This window comes from Massilia sp. Mn16-1_5 (assembly GCF_004798585.1).
In the GTDB taxonomy this organism is placed as follows: Bacteria; Pseudomonadota; Gammaproteobacteria; order Burkholderiales; family Burkholderiaceae_D; genus Telluria.
The window spans coordinates 1-16,321 of the sequence record NZ_PPXQ01000010.1 but is presented as its reverse complement, the minus strand read 5'-3'; the positions used below and the strand labels follow the sequence as shown (position 1 = coordinate 16,321).

Genomic DNA, 16,321 nt, shown 5'->3' with positions numbered 1-16,321 from the left:
TGGGGATCGTTTGCGCGCTACAAAGCTGCAAGGTCGACCAGGTCGGAGACACGGGCGAGGACGCAGCTCAGCCCTTCGATAGAGGCCGCAGGATGGCCAGGATCACGAGCGCGAACACCGCGCTCAGCACAGCCGTCGCCTCGCGCCCCATGCCGGCGGCAATGCCGACCGCGGCCGTGAGCCAGACGCTGGCCGCCGTGGTCAGGCCGCGGATGTCGCCCTTGTTATTCTGCTTGAGGATGGCGCCGGCGCCGAGGAAGCCGATGCCGGCCGTGACGCCTTGCAACACGCGCGACAGGTCTTCGATCTTCATGCCGGCCTGTAAGGGGATCAGTACGAACAGGGCCGAGCCCAGCGAGACCAGCATGTGGGTGCGCAGGCCGGCCGAGGCGCCGACCGATTCCCGTTCATAGCCGAGGATGCCGCCCAGCACGATCGCGACCAGCATGCGCACGGCCAGCCGGGTCAGCGATTCGACGTCGCCCAGGTCCGAGAATTCCGCCTGTACTGTTGCCCAGCTCTGTTGCCACCACATGCCGCTCTCCTGAAAAGTCCGGAGAATAATGGCAGATCGGCAATTTCGATGTCGCCACGCTCAGCCGGGCTTGGGGCGGTGCCGCGCGAGGTGCCGGTCGAGCGCATTGGCGAATTGCTGGCGGTCGGACTGGCTGAAGGCAGCCGGGCCGCCGGTGTCGACGCCCCCGCTGCGCAGTTCTTCCATGAAGGCGCGCATCGTCAGCTGCTGGGCGATGGTGTCTTTCGTATAAAAATCGCCGCGCGGATTCAACGCGTAGCCGCCCTTCTCCAGCACCTGGGCGGCGAGCGGGATGTCGCCTGTGACGACCAGGTCGCCCTGGTTCAGGCGCGCGACGATTTCGGCATCGGCGACGTCGGCGCCGCTCGGCACCTGCACCGCACGGATGAACTTCGAGCCGGGCACGCGCAGCAGCTGATTGGCCACCAGCGTGACCTGGATCTGCGTGCGCTCGGCAACCCGATACAGGATGTCCTTGATGACGGCGGGACAGGCGTCGGCGTCGACCCAGATCTGCATCAGCGCAGATTGTCCCAGAGGTCGCCCGTCGGGCTGATGCGCGGGGCGGCGACGCCGAAGTGCTGGTACGCCGCCGGGGTGGCAATGCGGCCGCGCGGAGTACGCTGCAGGTAACCCTGCTGGATCAGGTAGGGTTCCAGTACGTCTTCGATGGTGTCGGCCGCTTCGCCGATCGCCGCCGCCAGGTTGCCGATGCCGACCGGGCCGCCGTTGAATTTGAAGAGCACGGCTTCCAGCAGTTTACGGTCCATGACGTCGAAGCCGACCGAGTCGACGTCGAGCATTTTCAGGGCGCGGTCCGCCATCTCTTTCGTGATCTCGCCGGTGCCCTTCACTTCCGCGTAGTCGCGCACACGGCGCAGCAGGCGGTTGGCGATACGCGGCGTGCCGCGCGCGCGCATGGCGACTTCGCGCGCGCCGTCTTCCTTGATCGGCGCTTCGAGCAGGGCCGCGCTGCGGGTGACGATCTTGGTCAGCTCCTCGACGTTATAAAACTCGAGGCGGGCGACGATGCCGAAGCGGTCGCGCAGCGGATTGGTCAGCATGCCGGCGCGCGTGGTGGCGCCGACCAGGGTGAACGGCTGCAGGTCGAGTTTCACGGAACGCGCGGCCGGACCCTCGCCGATCACGATGTCGATCTGGTAATCCTCGAGTGCCGGGTACAGGATCTCCTCGACCACCGGAGACAAACGGTGGATCTCGTCGATGAACAGCACGTCGTTTGGCTCGAGGTTGGTGAGAATGGCCGCCAGGTCGCCCGGACGCTCGAGCACCGGGCCCGAAGTCTGGCGCAGGTTCACGCCCATCTCGCGCGCGATGATGTGGGCCAGCGTGGTTTTACCCAGGCCCGGCGGACCGAACAGCAGCGTGTGGTCCAGCGCCTCGCGCCGTTTTCTCGCGGCGTGGATGAAGATCTCGAGCTGGTCGCGGATCTTTTCCTGGCCGACGTATTCGTCGAGCTGCTTCGGGCGCAAGGCGCGCTCGATCGCCTCCTCGTTGGGCGAGGCCGGCGCGGAATCGATCACGCGCTGCTCGGTGAAGTTGTCGGTCTGGATGCTCATTGTTTATCTCGGTGGTACAGGTGCTGCAGGTGTCTTAGGCCTTGGACAAGGCCTTCAGCGCAAACTTGATACCGTCGGAAACGGTCGAGCCGGCCGGCAGGTTCTTGGTCGCCAGCAGGGCTTCCTTGTCAGAATACCCCAAAGCCAGCAGCGCGTTGAGCACGTCCGACTGGGTATCGTCGCGCGGGGCGCCGCCGACCACGCCGATGTCGGCGCCGATCTTGCCCTTCAGCTCCAACAGCAGGCGCTCGGCCGTCTTCTTGCCGATGCCGGGGATTTTGACCAGGCGACCGGATTCCTGCAGGGTCACCGCCTGCGACAGGTCGGCCACCGTCATGCCGGACAAAATCGCCAGGGCAGTACGTGCGCCGACGCCGGTGATCTTGATCAGCTGGCGAAACAGCGCGCGCTCGCTGGCCGTGCCGAAGCCGAACAGCAGATGCGCATCCTCGCGGATCGCCTGGTGGGTGAACAGCACCACCTTTTCGCCCGTGTGCGGCAGGTTGTAATAGGTGCTCATCGGCACGTCGACTTCGTAGCCGACGCCGTTGCAATCGACCAGCAGTTGCGGCGGCGTTTTTTCGAGCAGGATTCCGGAGATGCGACCGATCATGGTTGACCTTTCTTTTTTTAGACGAGACGGCCGTTCTTCATGCGCAGCACGGCCTTCTGCGGGCTGAGCACGTTCAACAGCGCCAGCGTGTCGTGGCTGTGGGCGTGGCAGATGGCGACACCGAGCGCATCGGCCGCATCGCTGCCGGGCAAGCCCGGGAGTTTCAACAGGCGCGCGACCATGTCCTGCACCTGGGGTTTCGCGGCCTTGCCGGTACCGACGACGGATTGCTTGATCTGGGTCGGCGAGTATTCCGCGACATCGAGATCGGCCCCGACCAGCGCACTGATCGCGGCGCCACGCGCCTGGCCGAGCAGCAGCGTCGACTGCGGATTGACGTTTACAAACACTTTTTCGATGGCCGCACAGCTCGGCTGGTAGGTCGCGACGACTTCGCGCACGCCGTCGAGGATGATCTTCAGGCGCGGCGGCAGCGCTCCTTCCAGTCCGGTCTTGATGGTGCCCGAGGCGATGTAGCGCAGTTTGCTGCCGTGTTTTTCAATAACTCCAAAGCCGGTGGTGCGCAGGCCTGGATCGATGCCGAGGATAATCATTATCGAATGTTATACCGGCCAGCAACGTTCGTGGGAAAAATACTGTGTAAAAACACAGTTCGGTTGGGATTTGTGCAACCGTTTGATGTAGGGTGGACGGCTTGCCGTCCACGCGTTCACCATCACATGCAAATTGCGATTCGATTATCACACGCGCGTTGAACGCGTGGACGGGGGACCCGCCACCCTACCGATTAATGGCGGAAATGACGGGTGCCGGTGTACAGCATAACGACGCCGCGCTCGTCCGCCGCGTCGATCACTTCCTGGTCACGCATCGAGCCGCCCGGGTGGATCACGCAGGTCGCGCCCGCATCGACGACGACGTCGAGACCGTCGCGGAACGGGAAGAAGGCATCCGACGCCACGGCCGAACCGCTCAGGGACAGGCCGGCGTTCTGCGCCTTGATCGAAGCGATGCGGGCCGAGTCGATGCGGCTCATCTGCCCTGCCCCGACGCCCAGCGTCATGCCGTTACCGCAGAACACGATCGCATTCGACTTCACGAATTTCGCAACGCGCCAGGCGAACATCAGGTCTTGCAGCTGCTGCTGGGTCGGCTGTTTCTTCGACACCACGCGCAGGTCCTGGACACCGACGTTCTTCGCGTCCGGCGCCTGCACCAGCAAGCCGCCGCCGACGCGCTTGACGTCGTACGGGTTCTGGCCATTGCCGAGCGCAATTTCCAGCAGGCGCACGTTCTGCTTGGCCGCCATGATCTGGCGTGCTTCGGCGGTAAAGGACGGCGCGATCAGCACTTCGACGAACAGTTTCGCCAGCGCCTCGGCAGCGCGGCCGTCGACTTCGACGTTGAAAGCGATGATGCCGCCGAAAGCCGAGGTCGGATCGGTCTGCAGGGCGCGGGTGTAGGCATCCAGCGCATCGGCGCCGATGGCCACGCCGCAAGGATTGGCGTGCTTGACGATCACGCAGCCGGCCGGATGCTGGAAGCCGCCCAGCGACTTCACGCATTCCCAGGCCGCGTCGGCGTCGGCGATGTTGTTGTACGACAGTTCCTTGCCCTGCAGCTGGCTATAGTTGGCCAGCGCCCCGTCGACAGCGGCGATGTCGCGGTAGAACGCGGCGCCCTGGTGCGGGTTCTCGCCATAGCGCATGTCCTGCACCTTCTCGAAGGCCATGTTGATGGTCTGCGGATACTGCGAGCGGGTGGCGTGGGCCTTGTCTTCGCCCAGGCTGGTCAGATAGTTGGTGATGGCGCCGTCGTATTGCGCAGTGTGGCTGAACACTTTCTTCGCCAGGCGGAACTTGGTGTCGTAGCTCACCGCGCCGGCGGCTTCGCCGGTGCCTTTCATCTCGGCCAACACGACGCCGTAATCGCTCGGGTCGCAGATCACGACCACGTCGCGGTGGTTCTTGGCGGCCGAGCGCAGCATGGTCGGGCCGCCGATATCGATGTTTTCGATCGCGTCTTCGAGCGAGCAGTCATCCTTGGCGACCGTCGCCTGGAAGGGGTACAGGTTGACCACGACCATGTCGATCTGGGGAATGCCGTGCTCTTCCAGCTTGGACACGTGTTCCGGGAAATCGCGGCGTGCAAGGATGCCGCCGTGCACTTTCGGGTGCAGGGTCTTGACGCGGCCGTCGAGCATTTCCGGGAAGCCCGTGTAATCGGCCACTTCGGTGACCGGCACGCCATTGTCCTGCAGGAGTTTGGCGGTACCTCCGGTAGACAGGATGTTCACGCCGAGGGCAGACAGGGCGCGCGCAAAGTCGAGCACGCCGGTCTTGTCGGAGACGGAAATGAGAGCTTGTTTGATCATGGGGTGGCCACTGGTTGATGAGAATTCTGGTCGGAATTCCGGCGCCTTACTGGCCGCCACGCGGCCACGCGTGCCGGTATAGCTTAGAGCAGCCCGTGCTCTTGCAGTTTCTTGCGCAAGGTATTGCGGTTGATGCCCAGCATCTGGGCTGCGTGCGACTGGTTGCCGTCGGCGCGCGTCATCACCACTTCGAGGATAGGCCGTTCCACAGTCATGACCATCATGTCGTAGATATTCGTCGGCTTCTGCTCGCCCAGGTCATTGAAATAGTCCTCGAGGCTCTTCTGGACAACTTCCTGGATACTTTCTTTGCTCATGTCTGCTGCTTCATCCTGGTTAGTGATTGCGCCGCCGCTTGTAGCAACGGTGTCCCCAAATCGTTTTTGTTGTTTTGAGCGTCTAACAAAACCCTCATGGCAGCGTTGCACCGTCTCGCCGTACTAGCGTACTGTCTTCGACGATGCGCCTTGCCCTGAGGGCTTTGTTAGACGCTCTAGTTTTTTATGCCGCGATTGCTTCTTCAACAGGCAAGGCGGGCCGGTATTGTAACCGCTCGCCATGACGAAGTTGCGATTCGAAAAAATTATCGACTGCCGCCAGCTGCTCGGCGGTCGTTTCCAGCAGGTTCATCTTCTGGCGGAATTCCTCGCCGCCCGGCAAGTCCTCGACGTACCAGCCGATGTGCTTGCGCGCGCTGCGCACGCCGATGTAGTCGCCATAGAAGGCGTAGTGGGCCGGCAGGTGTTCATTCATGAGAAGCCGCACTTCTTCCACCAGCGGCGCCGGCAGGTGCTCGCCGGTGCGCAGGTAATGGTCGATTTCACGGCAGATCCAGGGGCGCCCTTGCGCCGCACGGCCGATCATGACAGCGTCCGCGCCCGTGTAGTCGAGCACAAATTTCGCCTTTTCCGGACTCGTGATGTCGCCGTTGGCAACGACTGGGATGCCCACCGCCGCCTTCACGGCGCGGATCGTGTCGTATTCGGCGTCGCCCTTGTAGCCGTCGGCGCGCGTGCGGCCGTGCAGGGTCAGCATCTGGATGCCGGCCTCTTCGGCCATGCGCGCGATGCGCAGCGCATTCTTGTTCTGGCGGTCCCAGCCGGTGCGGAATTTCAGGGTCACCGGCACGTCCACGGCCTGGACCACGGAGTGCAGGATGCGCTCGACCAGGTCTTCGTGCTGCAGCAAGGCCGAACCGCACCAGCTGTTGCACACCTTTTTCACGGGGCAGCCCATGTTGATGTCGATGATCTGGGCGCCGCGCTCGACGTTATGGCGGGCGCAATCGGCCAGGTCTTGCGGGTCGGCACCGGCGATCTGCACCGCCTTCGGTTCCATCTCGCCTTCGTGATCGGTGCGGCGGCTGGTCTTTTCGCTGGCCCACAGGCGCGGATTCGAGGCCGCCATCTCGGACACGGCATAGCCTGCCCCGAGCTGCTTGCACAGCTGACGGAACGGACGGTCGGTCACGCCGGCCATGGGGGCGACGAAGACGTTATTGCGCAGTGTATAAGGACCGATTTGCACAGCGGGAACAGGGAGACAGTGGACGGGAACCCGCTATTTTACCTGAACTGCTGCTCAATTTACGGGCAATATTTTTTCGAAACTGTCGCGAACGAGACAATCAGGTGTAGACAAAAGGAAAAGAAATGCATTAGGGATTACTCAGCCGGCATATTTCGAACTGGCCTGTAGGGTGGAGTCCTGACTCCACGCGTTTGCGCTACCTTAGATGTCATCGAGTACTGCGGGACGGAGATGATCCACCTCGCCCCAGCTCACCAGTTCGAGCTTGCCATCTCGCACGATGAAACGGTTGACGCTGGCATTGAGCACCTTGAAGTCGCGCGGCGTTTCCAGCGGCAAGCCGAGCGCCGCGCGGTAGATGCATTCGAGCACGCCGCCGTGGGCCACGATGGCGAGCGATTTGCCCGGGTTGTCCTCGGCCCAGCCCAGTACGGCAGTGGTAACGCGGTCGTAGAACTCGCGAAAGGTTTCGCCCCGATTCTGCCCCGGCGGCAAAGGCGCGTCGACCTCGCGCGCCTGCCAGGCGGCAAACTCCTGCGGATAGCGCGTGGCGATGTCGGCGTACAGCAAGCCTTCGAAGCCGCCATAGCAGCGCTCGCGCAGGCGTCCATCTATATAGAGTGGCAGGCCGGTCACGTCGCCGACGGCTTTGGCGGTCTGGCTGGCGCGCGCCAGGTCGCTCGAGACGAGCACGTCGAAGTGCTCATGGGCCAGGCTCGCAGCCAGGGCGCGCGCCTGGCGCTGTCCTTCTTCGTTGAGGTCGATATCCAGGTGCCCTTGCAGGCGGCGCTCGGCGTTCCAGGCGGTTTCGCCATGACGGATCAGCACGATCCGGGTGGGGGTGTCGTTGTGCATGCGATATACGAAAGCGCCCGGATGGCCGGGCGCTGGAATCAGGAAGAAAGCGTGGGCGCGATCTCGGGGTTGAGCGAATAGACGCCGAAGATCTGGGCTTCGTCGAGGATGTGGCCGGTCAGCGCCTCGCGCGCTTCGGCGCAGGTGAAATGCCCCTCGAGCGGGAACTGCGGAATGTCGAGCGCGTAAATTGTAAACACATAGGTGTGGACACGCTCGTCGTTCCAGGGCGGGCATGGTCCGTCGTAGCCGAAGTAGTTGCCGGCCATGTCGGGATCGGCCGCAAACCAGCCGGTGTAGTCGTTGATACCCTGGCGCAACTGATGCTCGGTGCCGTTCTTGACCAGGAAGGAGACGTTCGGACCGCCCTTGCCGCCGGGCGTGACCATGTCCGAGAACTGCCCTTCGGCGATCGACTTCAGGCTGGGCGGAATGTCGACCAGCGCCCAGTGATAAAAGTCGGCGCGCTTGAGCGACTCGGGCACGCTCCGGCCCTCCTTGTTGACGTCGGTGCCGTCGGTGGGGGCATCGCCATCCACGCACAGGATCACCAGCGACTGGGTGCCGGCGGGCACTTCGTCCCAGGCCAGGTGGGGATTGCGGTTGCTCGACAGGCGCACGTGCGATGCCGGGTCGATGACCGCGAACGCACATTCGGGCGGAATCAGGCCGCCTTCGGTAAACGAATCACTCCAGATCTTCATTTTCGACTCCACGGGGCCTCCATACTATTGACCGCACGTGGCGGCGGGGGTTTCAACGCGAAACAACGACCGGATCAACACGCAGCCAAATGGTGACTGGACCGTCGTTGGTGAGACTGACTTTCATGTCGGCGCCAAATTGACCGGTCTCAACTTTGCCATGGCGCTCACGCGCCTGGCGCACGAAATAATCGAACAGGCGGCGCCCTTCGTCGGGACTGGCCGCCGGCGAGAACGAGGGACGCGTCCCCGAGCGGGTGTCGGCCGCCAGCGTGAACTGGGGCACCAGCAGCAAGGCACCGCCGATATCCGTCACGCTGCGGTTCATCTTGCCGGCCTCGTCGGAAAACACCCGGTAGCCCAGCAATTTCGCCAGCAAAGCGTCGGCTTCGCGCTCGGTGTCGCCCTTTTCGGCGCAGACCAGCACCATCAGGCCGGCGTCGATGGCACCGACCGTGGCGCCGTCGACTACGACGCCGGCCTGGCTGACGCGTTGCAGCAGGCCGATCATGCGTTGAAGGTCACGCGGGCGAACTTGCGCTTGCCAACCTGCATCACGAACTCGCCGGCCTCGACCTTCAGGTTCTTGTCGCTCACCACGTCGCCGTCGATGCGCACGCCGCCCTGGTCGACCATGCGCATGGCCTCACTGGTCGAGGCGCACAGGCCGGCCGCCTTCAGCAGCTGGGCCACGCCCAGCGGCGCACCCGAGACCGCCACTTCCGGCACGTCGTCCGGAATGCCGCCCTTCGAGCGGTTGACGAAGTCGGCCAGCGCATCGTCGGCCGCCTGGGCCGAATGGAAGCGGGTGACGATTTCCTTGCCCAGCGCCACTTTCGCGTCGCGCGGATTGGCGCCGGCCTCGACCGCCGCCTTCAGGCTGGCGATGTCTTCCAGCGAGCGGAAGGACAGCAGCTCGAAATAACGCCACATCATGGTGTCCGAGATACTCATCAGCTTGGCAAACATGGTGTTCGGCGCTTCGGTGATACCGATGTAGTTGTTCTTGGACTTCGACATCTTCTCGACGCCGTCCAGGCCTTCGAGCAGCGGCATCGTCAGAATGCACTGCGGCTCTTGCCCGTAGTCCTTCTGCAGTTCGCGTCCAACCAGCAAGTTAAATTTCTGGTCCGTTCCACCTAGCTCAAGGTCTGCTTTCAAAGCGACCGAATCGTAGCCTTGCATCAAGGGATAAAGGAACTCATGCACGGCAATTGGAGTCCCACTCTTGTAGCGCTTGGTGAAATCGTCGCGTTCCATCATGCGGGCGACGGTGTAGCGCGAGGCCAATTGAATCATGCCGCGCGCGCCGAGCGGGTCGCACCACTCGGAGTTGTAGCGCATTTCGGTGCGCGCTTCGTCGAGTACGAGGGCCGCCTGGCGGAAATAGGTCATGGCGTTTTCCTCGACCTGCTCGCGGGTGAGGGGCGGGCGCGTGACGTTGCGGCCCGACGGATCGCCAATCATCGAGGTGAAGTCGCCGATCAGGAAGATCACCTGGTGGCCGAGGTTCTGGAGCTGGCGCAGCTTGTTCAGCACCACGGTGTGGCCCAGGTGCAGGTCGGGCGCGGTCGGGTCCAGGCCGAGCTTGATACGCAGCGGTACGCTGGTCTTTTCCGAGCGCACCAGCTTCTGTGCGAATTCGCTTTCGATGAGCAGTTCGTCGACGCCGCGTTTGGTGATGGCGAGCGCTTCCTGGACCTTATCCGACAACTGCAATTGGTCCTTGGAAACGGAGTTGTTATTACTACAAGACGCGGAGTCTGTCATAAATTCTTTGTAGGAGTTTGGCTAAAACGGTTGTAGGACCGCATATTTTGGTACAATGCTCGATCCCATCAATCTTGCCGCAAGAAAACTTTTCAAAACAACAAGAAAAATAGTGGTCCGAAGTTCAAGCGGTAAATTTTAACTGATTGCATGAACCCTATACATAAAATCACCGGCAAACTAGCCAATACGAGTCGCAAGACCCGTATCGTCGGCGCCGGCGCCCTGGCCCTCGCACTGTGCGCATTCGGCGCAGTTGCAACGGCTCCGGTCGTCCAGGACGACAGCGATGTGCAAGTCGTTTCCGTCGCCGAGAACCTGGCTCTGCCTAACCTCTCCGAGCAAATCGCCGCCCTCCAGCAGGACGAGCAGCAATTCATCCACGAAGAGCGTGTCCGTTCAGGCGACTCGATCGGCACCATGCTCTCCCGCCTCGGCGTCAACGATGCACAGGCGCAGAACTTCATCCGCTCGGATAAACTCGCCCGCCGCATCCTGTCCCTGAAAAACGGCAAGCGCCTGCAGGCCGAGACCGACGAGAATGGCCAGCTGCTGTCGCTGCGCGCCACCCTCACCGACAAGAATAGCGCTCCGACCACGCTCACCATCGCACGCCACGGCGACGGCTTCAAGGCTTCCGAAGCCCCTGCCAAGCTCGAGCGCCGCGTCGAAATGCGTTCGCGCGAAATCGTCAACTCCTCGCTCTACGCAGCCACCGACGCCAACGTCGACGGCGGCTCGATCCCGGATTCGGTGGTCGGCGAAATCGTCAAGATGTTCTCGACCAACATCGACTTCCGCGGCGACCTGAAGCGCGGCGACCGTTTCAACGTCGTCTACGAAACCTTCTGGCTCGACGGCGAACTGGTCAAGACCGGCCGCATCCTGGCAGGCGAATTCATCAACCGCGGCACCAGCTACCAGGCCGTGTGGTTCGAAGACCCGGTCACCAAGCAGGGCGGCTACTACAGCCTGGACGGCAAGTCGCTGAAAAAAGCCTTCCTCAAGTCGCCGCTGGAATTCTCGCGCGTCTCGTCGGGCTTCGCCAACCGCGTGCACCCGATCTCGGGCCAGTGGAAAGCCCATAAAGGCATCGACTACGCAGCGCCAACCGGCACCCCGATCCGCGCCGCCGGCGACGGCGTCGTCGATTTCGCCGGCGTGTCGAATGGCTATGGCAACATGGTCGTCCTGAAGCACTGGTCGAACTACAGCACCGCCTACGCCCACATGAGCCGTATCAATGGCCTGCGCAAGGGTGCGAAGGTCAGCCAGGGCCAGGTCATCGGCTTCGTCGGCTCGACCGGCTGGTCGACCGGCGCTCACCTGCACTACGAGTTCCGCGTCGCCAACGTCGCGCGCGACCCGAGCGGCCTGAAGGACCTGATGGCTGCGCCGCTGAGCAAGGGCGAACTGGCCCGCTTCCGCATGGCTGCCGCCGAGATGAACCACCGCTTCTCGCTGCTGACCCCAGGCGGCAACGCCATGGCTGCCCGCTAAGCATCCACAGCCCCCCCCCTACAAACGCCTTCCGCTGCTTCAGTGCACGGAAGGCGTTTTTACTTGGGGGCGCCATCCTTTATGATGAGCCTATGATGAATTCTTCCCTCTATATCGGCCTGATGTCGGGCACCAGCCTGGACGGCGTGGACGGCGTGCTGGCCGACTTCGCCGATGGCGCGATCCGCACCCTGGAGGCCGCCTTTGTCCCCTTCCCTGCCGCGCTGCGCGCCGAGCTGATGGCGCTGCAAGCCAACGGCGCCAACGAAATCGAACGCGAGGCGATCGCCGCCAATGGCCTGGCGCGCGCCTATGCCGAGTGTGTCGCCATGCTCAAGGACCAAGCGCCGGGTCCGGTGGCGGCCGTTGCCGTCCACGGCCAGACCGTGCGCCACCGGCCGGAGCTCGGCTTCACGCGCCAGACCAACAATCCCGCGCTGCTGGCAGAACTGGCGGGCATCGACGTCATTGCCGACTTCCGCAGCCGCGACATCGCCGCCGGCGGCCAGGGTGCGCCGCTGGTGCCGGCCTTTCACGCGGCCGCCTTCGGCACGCCGGGCACGACGCGGGTGGTGGTGAATATCGGCGGTATCGGCAACATCAGCGTCCTGCATGCCGATGGCCGCGTCACCGGCTACGACACGGGTCCGGGCAATGTCCTGCTCGACGGCTGGATCGGGCGCCACCAGGGCAAGGAATACGATGCCGACGGCGCCTGGGGCGCGAGCGGCAACGTGGCGCCGGACTTGCTGGCGACCTTGCTGGAAGAACCGTATTTCCACCAGCCGGCGCCGAAAAGCACCGGACGCGACCTGTTCCACATGGAATGGCTGGATGCGCGCCTGGCAGGTTTGACGGAGCTGGCCGCGCAGGACGTGCAGGCCACACTGACAGCGTTGACCGCCGAATCCATCGCGCGCGCCATCCTCGACGAACAAGTAAAGGTCGACGCCGTCTATGTCTGCGGCGGGGGCGCCTACAACGGCACCCTGCTGCGCATGCTGGCCGGCGCGCTGGGCGGGTCGATACCCGTCGAGTCCACCGCGGCGCTCGGCATCGCCTCAAACCGGGTCGAAGCCCTGGCTTTCGCCTGGCTCGGCTACCGCTTTACCAGACGCCAGCCGGGCAACATGCCGGCCGTCACGGGTGCGCAGGGACCGCGCATCCTGGGGGCGCTCTACCCTGCGTGATGGTTTCGTAGGGGTGAGCGAGGCCAATGGCCTCGCTCACGGTTTCATCGGGCTTCGCCCACGCGGGATCACGGCATAATTTGCCGCGCTCTCGCTCTCCGCACGCGAACGAGTGGGTGCATCGCCGCGTCAATGCGCACGGTGAAACCGCGTGGGCGGAGCCCACCCTACGTCATGCAGGTAATCCGGCAAGAACCGTCGCCGAAAAAACAAATCCGGGCAGTGCCCGGATCTGGTGACGACGCCCGGACCAGCCGGGCTGTGCTTCAGTTTACGCCGAGAACGACGAACCGCAGCCGCAGGTGCTGGTCGCGTTCGGGTTCTTGATGACGAACTGGGCGCCTTCGAGGTCGTCCTTATAGTCGATTTCGGCACCGACCAGGTACTGGTAGCTCATCGAGTCGATCAGCAGCTGCACGCCGTTCTTCTCCATGGTGGTGTCGTCTTCGTTGACGATTTCGTCGAAGGTAAAGCCGTACTGGAAGCCCGAGCAGCCGCCGCCCTGCACGAAGACGCGCAGTTTCAGGTCGGGATTGCCCTCTTCTTCGATCAGCTGCGCCACTTTTTCAGCGGCGCTGTCGGTGAAGACGATGGGGGTCGGGATGGTGTCAAAGTCTACAACTTCGGCCACTGCAGTCATGGGATAAACTCCTGATTGGATTCAAATTTATTCCATTATAGACGGTTCGCGCCGGTCATGCCTGCGAGGCCTCCGCCACTGCCAGGTGGAACACGGGTTCGCCCGCCGGCTGGTGCGTGAGCTTGCCGGTAACCAGGGCGCCGCCGTGCATCTCGAGCAGCTTGTAATGGACATCCCCATGAATGCGGCCTTTCGGCTGTAATTCAAGTAGTTCCGTCGAATAAACCGATCCGGCGATGAACCCGTTCACCACCAGGTTGGCACAGCGTACTTCCCCCTCGATGCGGGCGTGCTCGGAGACGATCAGCACGCTGTCCACGCCTTCGCTGGCGATCACGTTGCCGTGTACCTCGCCATCGATGCGCAAGCCGCCACTGAAGCACAGGTCGCCCTCGATCCGGGCGGCAATGCCGATCAGGCTGTCAATTTCGCTTTTTGCGTTGCGACCGAACATGGTGGCACCCCTGTGAGATAGATGATGTGATCGGAAGAAACCGATCAGCGCATCGGTCAATTTACCGTTCTCAACAGTTGCCGCCTTGATCTAGCTCTTGTCAGCTAGTGCACGACGGCAATGCAACAGGGGTACTTTTTCGACAGCTTAGGGCAGCAAGGCGATCTGCTGCAGGCCGGTCGTTTCTTCCAGGCCGAACATCAGGTTCATGCACTGCACGGCCTGGCCGGACGCGCCCTTCACCAGGTTGTCCTGCACCACCAGGATGACGACGGTGTTGCCGCCATCCGGACGATGCAGCGCCAGGCGCAGCATGTTCGAGCCGCGCGTCGAGCGGGTTTCCGGGTGCGAGCCGAAGGGCATGACGTCGACGAACGGCGAATCCTTGTACGTTTCCTCGAACAGGGCCTGCAGCTGCTCGTCGGTGACTTCCTTGGTCAGGCGCGCGTACAGGGTCGCGTGCATGCCGCGGATCATCGGCACCAGGTGCGGGGTGAAGATCAGGCCGACCTTCTGCTCGGTGAAGCGCTGCAGCTGGGCCGAGGTCTCCGGGGTGTGGCGGTGGCCGGCGACGCCGTAGGCTTTGAAATTGTCGCTCGCTTCCGAGAACAGCGTGCCGATCTCGGCCTTGCGGCCGGCGCCGGAGACGCCCGATTTCGCGTCGGCGATCAGGCTGCCGGCGTCGATCATGCCGGCCTTCAGCAGCGGCACGAAGCCCAGCTGCATCGTGGTCGGGTAGCAGCCCGGGTTGGCGATCAGGCGCGCCCCCTTGATGTCCTCGCGGTTCAGTTCCGGCAGGCCATACACGGCTTCCTCGATCAGGTCGGCGGCCGTGTGCTCGATCTTGTACCACTTTTCGAAGGCCGCGCGGTCCTTCAGGCGGAAGTCGGCGGCCAGGTCGATGACCTTCACGCCGGCCGCCAGCAGGGCCGGGGCTTGCGCCATGGCGACGCCGTGCGGGGTGGCGAAGAACACCACGTCGCACTGGGTCAGGTCGGCCTTGTCGGGCGCCGAGAAGGCCAGGTCCACGCGGCCGCGCAGAGACGGGAACATGTCGGCCACCGGCAGGCCGTCTTCCTTGCGTGAAGTGATCGCGGTCAGCTCCACGCCGGGGTGGGCGGCCAACAGCCGCAGCAATTCCACGCCCGTGTAACCGGTTCCGCCAACGATGCCAACTTTGATCATGTTCTTTCCTTTAAATGTGTAAATGGTACAACGAGGTGCAATTTTAACAGGCAGACCGATTCAGGGTGCCGCCGTGCCCGCATTGGAGCATGCAAAGGATATTTGCCTGCTGGCTTGATAATGCAAATATTGCATGCCGAAGAGCACGGTGATGCCAATACCGCCAGACGGCGTCGTCCTGCGTATAATTTTCGTATGAACAACATTACAAGAAGACGGCCATGCTGACGATCGGCGAACTGTCCCGCCAGACGGGCGCCAGCGTGCGTTCGTTGCGCCACTACGAACAATCGGGTTTGCTGGCCTCGCAACGCGGCGAGAACGGCTACCGTTACTTCGATCCCAGGGCGGTCGAATTCGTCGGCCGCATCCGTACCCTGTTGCGCAACGGTTTTACGCTGGAGGAGATCCGGCCGGTGGTGTCGATGCTGGCGCCCGAACCGCCCGACATGCGCGCCATCTGCGCCGACGTCATTGCGCTCTACGGCGACAAGCTGGGTGAGCTCGACGAGCGCATCGCGGCGCTGCAGGCCATCCGCGACAGCGCCGCCGCCCGCCTCGCTTTTCTGGAGGAACAGCGCCGCCAGGGCGGACCGGATTGATTACCGGCCGGGCCGGTCGAGCGCGGCCGGGATAGGATGGGCCGGCAGCTCCGCATCCCAGGTGATCGACAGGATGCACCAGCGCTTGCCGTCGTTCAGCAGCTGGACGGCATTCACGCCACGCACGCGCACCGGACCGTCGGGGCGGTCGCGCGTTTCATAGGTGCTCCAGACGTGGGCGACGTGGCCGAAGGACGCAATCTGCTGCGCCACTTCGCGCTCGTAGAAGCCACGCTGCCCCAGCAGGCGATCGTTCAGCGCGGCAAACTGGGACTGGCTTTGCGGCACGGCGAGGAACTGCTCGCCGCGGTGGGTGGTCGGGGTGACGATGGCGCCGGGCGCGAACAGCGTCGTCATCCGGTCCCAGTCCTTGCGCCCGCCTGCCGGACCCGAGACGATCTCGTAGAGGGCGCGCACCAGCGTGTCGGGCGCGGCGCTGGCCGGGTCGGCGGCGCCCGTGCCGCAGGCGGGACTGGCGCCGAGCGGATTGCCTTGCACGGCAACCGACATCGGCAAGGGTTCCGCGGCGTGGGCCAGATTGAATGCCAGCAGGCTGGCGGCGATGAGGGTTTTCAGTGTCATGTCGGTTCCTTTGAATGAAGTGCGCCAGTGGCGCGGTACCGACATGCTGAAGGCTGACACTAATGGCAGAGTCAAGCGATGGGGGCGAAAAAAGGACGAAAAAAAAGCCGCCCGAAGGCTAATGCCAGTCAGTTAAGCTGACTGGCATTTTTCATTGGAAACTTGGATCTGGGCTGTTTAACGACGCGCGGATACGAGCGCGCTCGGCGCTCCGGCAGCAGATAGACGCGTGCTTGCTCATGCAGC

General features: G+C 63.4%; 19 protein-coding genes. 3 read left to right on the top strand and 16 right to left on the bottom strand.

Annotated features, from left to right (window positions below; all coding sequences use genetic code 11):
• Positions 1-67: 67 nt before the first annotated feature.
• The 12 genes from C2862_RS13205 to tyrS all read right to left on the bottom strand — a co-directional run bounded on the left by C2862_RS13205 (position 68) and on the right by tyrS (position 9,922).
• Entirely contained in the window at positions 68-535 is a 468-nt protein-coding gene (locus C2862_RS13205; RefSeq protein WP_136220598.1) for an MgtC/SapB family protein, read from the bottom strand.
• 60 nt (positions 536-595) lie between these two features.
• Entirely contained in the window at positions 596-1,054 is a 459-nt protein-coding gene (locus tag C2862_RS13200) for a YaiI/YqxD family protein (RefSeq protein ID WP_136220597.1), read from the bottom strand.
• A complete protein-coding gene (ruvB, locus tag C2862_RS13195) occupies positions 1,054-2,115 on the bottom strand; it encodes a Holliday junction branch migration DNA helicase RuvB (RefSeq protein WP_136220596.1) in 1,062 nt (353 codons plus the stop codon). The genes C2862_RS13200 and ruvB overlap by 1 nt, the downstream gene beginning before the upstream one ends.
• 34 nt (positions 2,116-2,149) lie before the next feature.
• Complete coding sequence (gene ruvA, locus C2862_RS13190; protein ID WP_136220595.1) at positions 2,150-2,728, bottom strand: Holliday junction branch migration protein RuvA; 579 nt, start codon at positions 2,726-2,728, stop codon at positions 2,150-2,152.
• Positions 2,729-2,745: 17 nt separating this feature from the next.
• Complete coding sequence (gene ruvC, locus C2862_RS13185) at positions 2,746-3,282, bottom strand: crossover junction endodeoxyribonuclease RuvC (protein ID WP_136220594.1); 537 nt, start codon at positions 3,280-3,282, stop codon at positions 2,746-2,748.
• Between the two features lie 194 nt (positions 3,283-3,476).
• The gene (purH, locus tag C2862_RS13180) at positions 3,477-5,063 is read right to left on the bottom strand and encodes a bifunctional phosphoribosylaminoimidazolecarboxamide formyltransferase/IMP cyclohydrolase (RefSeq protein WP_136220593.1); all 1,587 of its coding nucleotides are present in this window, start codon (positions 5,061-5,063) and stop codon (positions 3,477-3,479) included.
• An 83-nt stretch (positions 5,064-5,146) separates the two neighbouring features.
• Positions 5,147-5,380: a helix-turn-helix domain-containing protein gene (locus tag C2862_RS13175; RefSeq protein ID WP_136220592.1), complete on the bottom strand. Its 234-nt coding sequence runs from the start codon at positions 5,378-5,380 to the stop codon at positions 5,147-5,149.
• Between the two features lie 184 nt (positions 5,381-5,564).
• A complete protein-coding gene (gene dusB, locus C2862_RS13170) occupies positions 5,565-6,590 on the bottom strand; it encodes a tRNA dihydrouridine synthase DusB (RefSeq protein ID WP_136220591.1) in 1,026 nt (341 codons plus the stop codon).
• Positions 6,591-6,794: 204 nt separating this feature from the next.
• Complete coding sequence (locus C2862_RS13165) at positions 6,795-7,448, bottom strand: histidine phosphatase family protein (protein ID WP_136220590.1); 654 nt, start codon at positions 7,446-7,448, stop codon at positions 6,795-6,797.
• A 38-nt stretch (positions 7,449-7,486) separates the two neighbouring features.
• A complete protein-coding gene (locus tag C2862_RS13160; RefSeq protein WP_136220589.1) occupies positions 7,487-8,152 on the bottom strand; it encodes a YbhB/YbcL family Raf kinase inhibitor-like protein in 666 nt (221 codons plus the stop codon).
• Between the two features lie 52 nt (positions 8,153-8,204).
• Positions 8,205-8,663: a D-aminoacyl-tRNA deacylase gene (dtd, locus tag C2862_RS13155; protein ID WP_136220588.1), complete on the bottom strand. Its 459-nt coding sequence runs from the start codon at positions 8,661-8,663 to the stop codon at positions 8,205-8,207.
• Positions 8,660-9,922 carry a tyrosine--tRNA ligase gene (gene tyrS, locus C2862_RS13150; RefSeq protein WP_136220587.1) on the bottom strand — a complete coding sequence of 421 codons (1,263 nt, stop codon included), beginning with the start codon at positions 9,920-9,922 and terminating at the stop codon, positions 8,660-8,662. The genes dtd and tyrS overlap by 4 nt, the downstream gene beginning before the upstream one ends.
• 150 nt (positions 9,923-10,072) lie before the next feature.
• On the opposite strand from tyrS, the gene C2862_RS13145 reads away from it, so the two are divergent.
• Entirely contained in the window at positions 10,073-11,422 is a 1,350-nt protein-coding gene (locus C2862_RS13145) for a peptidoglycan DD-metalloendopeptidase family protein (protein WP_136220586.1), read from the top strand.
• Between the two features lie 92 nt (positions 11,423-11,514).
• The gene (locus C2862_RS13140; RefSeq protein ID WP_136220585.1) at positions 11,515-12,612 is read left to right on the top strand and encodes an anhydro-N-acetylmuramic acid kinase; all 1,098 of its coding nucleotides are present in this window, start codon (positions 11,515-11,517) and stop codon (positions 12,610-12,612) included.
• A 271-nt stretch (positions 12,613-12,883) separates the two neighbouring features.
• Here C2862_RS13140 and erpA read toward each other — a convergent pair whose 3' ends face one another.
• The 3 genes from erpA to argC form a co-directional block, all read right to left on the bottom strand.
• Complete coding sequence (erpA, locus tag C2862_RS13135; protein WP_136220584.1) at positions 12,884-13,252, bottom strand: iron-sulfur cluster insertion protein ErpA; 369 nt, start codon at positions 13,250-13,252, stop codon at positions 12,884-12,886.
• A 55-nt stretch (positions 13,253-13,307) separates the two neighbouring features.
• On the bottom strand, positions 13,308-13,706 hold the full coding sequence (locus tag C2862_RS13130; protein WP_136220583.1) for a polymer-forming cytoskeletal protein: 399 nt from the start codon (positions 13,704-13,706) through the stop codon (positions 13,308-13,310).
• Between the two features lie 147 nt (positions 13,707-13,853).
• Positions 13,854-14,891 (bottom strand): N-acetyl-gamma-glutamyl-phosphate reductase, encoded by a 1,038-nt coding sequence (gene argC / locus C2862_RS13125; RefSeq protein ID WP_136220582.1) that lies wholly within the window; start codon positions 14,889-14,891, stop codon positions 13,854-13,856.
• Between the two features lie 221 nt (positions 14,892-15,112).
• Between argC and C2862_RS13120 the strand changes: the two genes are divergently transcribed.
• Positions 15,113-15,493, top strand: coding sequence for a MerR family transcriptional regulator (locus C2862_RS13120; protein ID WP_136220581.1), 381 nt, complete (start codon positions 15,113-15,115; stop codon positions 15,491-15,493).
• On the opposite strand, the gene C2862_RS13115 is transcribed toward C2862_RS13120, so the two are convergent.
• Positions 15,494-16,075 carry a hypothetical protein gene (locus C2862_RS13115; protein WP_136220580.1) on the bottom strand — a complete coding sequence of 194 codons (582 nt, stop codon included), beginning with the start codon at positions 16,073-16,075 and terminating at the stop codon, positions 15,494-15,496. It abuts the gene before it with no gap.
• Positions 16,076-16,321: the final 246 nt, after the last annotated feature.

Excerpts from the sequence above, each read along its gene's own strand:
- purH (WP_136220593.1), bottom strand. The coding sequence starts at position 5,063 with ATGATCAAACAAGCTCTCATTTCCGTCTCCGACAAGACCGGCGTGCTC.
- C2862_RS13205 (WP_136220598.1), bottom strand. The coding sequence starts at position 535 with ATGTGGTGGCAACAGAGCTGGGCAACAGTACAGGCGGAATTCTCGGAC.
- C2862_RS13115 (WP_136220580.1), bottom strand. The coding sequence starts at position 16,075 with ATGACACTGAAAACCCTCATCGCCGCCAGCCTGCTGGCATTCAATCTG.
- C2862_RS13160 (WP_136220589.1), bottom strand. The coding sequence starts at position 8,152 with ATGAAGATCTGGAGTGATTCGTTTACCGAAGGCGGCCTGATTCCGCCC.
- dtd (WP_136220588.1), bottom strand. The coding sequence starts at position 8,663 with ATGATCGGCCTGCTGCAACGCGTCAGCCAGGCCGGCGTCGTAGTCGAC.
- erpA (WP_136220584.1), bottom strand. The coding sequence starts at position 13,252 with ATGACTGCAGTGGCCGAAGTTGTAGACTTTGACACCATCCCGACCCCC.
- C2862_RS13145 (WP_136220586.1), top strand. The coding sequence starts at position 10,073 with ATGAACCCTATACATAAAATCACCGGCAAACTAGCCAATACGAGTCGC.
- ruvB (WP_136220596.1), bottom strand. The coding sequence starts at position 2,115 with ATGAGCATCCAGACCGACAACTTCACCGAGCAGCGCGTGATCGATTCC.
- ruvA (WP_136220595.1), bottom strand. The coding sequence starts at position 2,728 with ATGATCGGTCGCATCTCCGGAATCCTGCTCGAAAAAACGCCGCCGCAA.
- tyrS (WP_136220587.1), bottom strand. The coding sequence starts at position 9,922 with ATGACAGACTCCGCGTCTTGTAGTAATAACAACTCCGTTTCCAAGGAC.
- C2862_RS13120 (WP_136220581.1), top strand. The coding sequence starts at position 15,113 with ATGCTGACGATCGGCGAACTGTCCCGCCAGACGGGCGCCAGCGTGCGT.
- C2862_RS13165 (WP_136220590.1), bottom strand. The coding sequence starts at position 7,448 with ATGCACAACGACACCCCCACCCGGATCGTGCTGATCCGTCATGGCGAA.
- argC (WP_136220582.1), bottom strand. The coding sequence starts at position 14,891 with ATGATCAAAGTTGGCATCGTTGGCGGAACCGGTTACACGGGCGTGGAA.
- C2862_RS13130 (WP_136220583.1), bottom strand. The coding sequence starts at position 13,706 with ATGTTCGGTCGCAACGCAAAAAGCGAAATTGACAGCCTGATCGGCATT.
- ruvC (WP_136220594.1), bottom strand. The coding sequence starts at position 3,282 with ATGATTATCCTCGGCATCGATCCAGGCCTGCGCACCACCGGCTTTGGA.
- C2862_RS13175 (WP_136220592.1), bottom strand. The coding sequence starts at position 5,380 with ATGAGCAAAGAAAGTATCCAGGAAGTTGTCCAGAAGAGCCTCGAGGAC.
- C2862_RS13140 (WP_136220585.1), top strand. The coding sequence starts at position 11,515 with ATGATGAATTCTTCCCTCTATATCGGCCTGATGTCGGGCACCAGCCTG.
- C2862_RS13200 (WP_136220597.1), bottom strand. The coding sequence starts at position 1,054 with ATGCAGATCTGGGTCGACGCCGACGCCTGTCCCGCCGTCATCAAGGAC.